The organism is Mesorhizobium sp. LNHC232B00, from assembly GCF_000502435.1.
GTDB classification, from domain to species: Bacteria; Pseudomonadota; Alphaproteobacteria; order Rhizobiales; family Rhizobiaceae; genus Mesorhizobium; species Mesorhizobium opportunistum.
In genome coordinates this window covers 1-1,923 of the sequence record NZ_AYWP01000073.1, presented here as the reverse complement: position 1 = coordinate 1,923, position 1,923 = coordinate 1, and the positions used below count along the sequence as shown (strand labels likewise).

At 59.3% G+C, this 1,923-nt stretch carries 2 protein-coding genes and 2 tRNA genes; all 4 read right to left on the bottom strand.

The annotated features are described in order from the left end of the window. Positions 1 to 279 precede the first annotated feature (279 nt). Positions 280 to 591 (bottom strand): type II toxin-antitoxin system RelE/ParE family toxin, encoded by a 312-nt coding sequence (locus tag X743_RS137740; RefSeq protein ID WP_023769482.1) that lies wholly within the window; start codon positions 589 to 591, stop codon positions 280 to 282. Between the two features lie 3 nt (positions 592 to 594). Further along, complete coding sequence (locus tag X743_RS137745) at positions 595 to 861, bottom strand: type II toxin-antitoxin system ParD family antitoxin (protein WP_023769481.1); 267 nt, start codon at positions 859 to 861, stop codon at positions 595 to 597. 658 nt (positions 862 to 1,519) lie between these two features. Continuing rightward, positions 1,520 to 1,596: transfer RNA gene (locus X743_RS137750), tRNA-Met, on the bottom strand. A 44-nt stretch (positions 1,597 to 1,640) separates the two neighbouring features. Further along, positions 1,641 to 1,717 (bottom strand) — tRNA-Met (locus X743_RS137755). Positions 1,718 to 1,923: the final 206 nt, after the last annotated feature.

Here is a 1,923-nt window from a genome sequence, read left to right as displayed (position 1 = left end):
TTCTTCGTCGCCAGCGGCGAACCGCCCTCGTTGGTGAGGCGTATATAGTCGCCACCAATCCAAACTGTCAACACCGATCTCAGATGTTTTTTCGATTTCTCGCGGAGATATCCACCAAGCCGAAATTGGTGAGCTGGCTTGGTTGAACAGAGGCGGCGTTTCGCGGCCGCTCATTCCCGCCGAAACTTGCCGTCGCCCGGTGCCGGGGGCGCGGCGTCGACCTGAAAATCGCCTGTCCACCTGGCGAATGCCGACCGCCGTGCCCGTCCGGGCAACGCTTCAGCGCCGGCTTTCCAGCAATTCGGGCGTGATATTGCGGCCGGCGTAAAAAATGCCCAGGATCAGCAACTGTTCGCCCTCGACCGCGAAAGCAATGCTGACGGCGCGGCGGTAGCCGATGATCCGCAGCCCAGGCATGATTTCGAGCCGCTCGGTGCCGCGCTGTGGAAAAGTCGACAGGCCCAGGCAATGATCGCGGATGCCGACGATGAAATTCCAGGCGATCGCGGGTGACGCACGTTCGGCTATGTCGTCATAGAGCTGTTCGAGCTCAGCTTCCGCTCCGGGGTGGAAGACGATCTGATACTCCATTCCCTACTTGGCTTTCGTCTGCCTCGCACGATGACGCGTCTCCAGCCGGGAGAAGACCGTGTCTGCGGGAACGCCCTTCGCCGGATCCCGTTGAAGTTCGGCCAGCCGCCCCGGGATTTCCTCGCGCAGCCACTTCTCCCGCTCCGCCTCGAAGTCCTCGAGCATACGCAGGCCGGCGCGGACAACCTCACTGGCATTGTTGTAGCGACCTGATTCGAGCTGCTTCCTGATGAAGCTCTCGTAGTGGTCATTCAAAGCGTAATTGGGCATGGCAACCTCCGGGGAAAATATGGGGGCATACGATGCATATGGCAATAGATGTCAACTGTTGGCAGTTATGTTCGATTCGGGCCCTCATCGGCGACATGATTCCCCTCGGTGACGTGATTCTCTCAAACACAGGATCGCATCGCTGATTCGGCATGATTGAGAACGCGGCCAGGCGACGCCAGCGAGATCGAGGGTTGGCGCGTGAAACCGATGGGCGGCCCGTTGGCGCGAGTACCTAAGCCGGCTGGTTTCCAAGCCCAACCGGCTAACCTCATGTCGCATCGGCCGCGACCACGCGCCAATCAGCAATCCTCGTCAGCCGACGCGCCAAAAGCAAAAAAGCCCGGCGCGATGGACGAGCCGGGCTTGAAATATTTAATACGGAGAGAGAAGCCTGATCCTGCGGTCGAGTGCTTGAGTTGTGTTCGGCGTTGGCTCGCCTTGTTATGGGCCACCGATTCGGAGCGAATCGCTGGCGTCGCCAGCAAGCCGGCCCGCCCACTTGGAGTTTGGCGGGCGATTTTGGTTGCTGGGACAGGCTTTGACTTTTTTGTCCCGGGGTTGGCTTTGCCTCGAAGCGGGCGCGGTTGATGGGGATTCGGCTCGAGCGGCCGCCAGACATGCAAACGGCCCGCATTGATGCGGGCCGTTTTAAGTTTGGTTGCGGGGACAGGATTTGAACCTGTGACCTTCAGGTTATGAGCCTGACGAGCTACCGGGCTGCTCCACCCCGCGTCAACTTTGGANCAAAAAGCCCGCGTGAAGCGGGTTTTTTTTGTTGGTTGCGGGGACAGGATTTGAACCTGTGACCTTCAGGTTATGAGCCTGACGAGCTACCGGGCTGCTCCACCCCGCGTCAACTTTGGACGTAAGCCGAGACCTATGACTAGGATGGCCTACAGATAGGTAGATGGCTCACCAAATGAAAGGGCCGCTTGCGCGGCCCGTGGTTTCCCGATTGGCGGGCCATGTTCGTAAAGAGAAGATTTAGAACGTGCGTTTGGCAGACCTGGCAGCGACCTACTCTCCCGCGTCTTGAGACGAAGTACCATCAGCGCTGGA

What these genes read in the sequence shown, in the direction of transcription:
- X743_RS137740 (WP_023769482.1), bottom strand. Translation starts at nt 591, where the DNA reads ATGGAGTATCAGATCGTCTTCCACCCCGGAGCGGAAGCTGAGCTCGAA.
- X743_RS137745 (WP_023769481.1), bottom strand. Translation starts at nt 861, where the DNA reads ATGCCCAATTACGCTTTGAATGACCACTACGAGAGCTTCATCAGGAAG.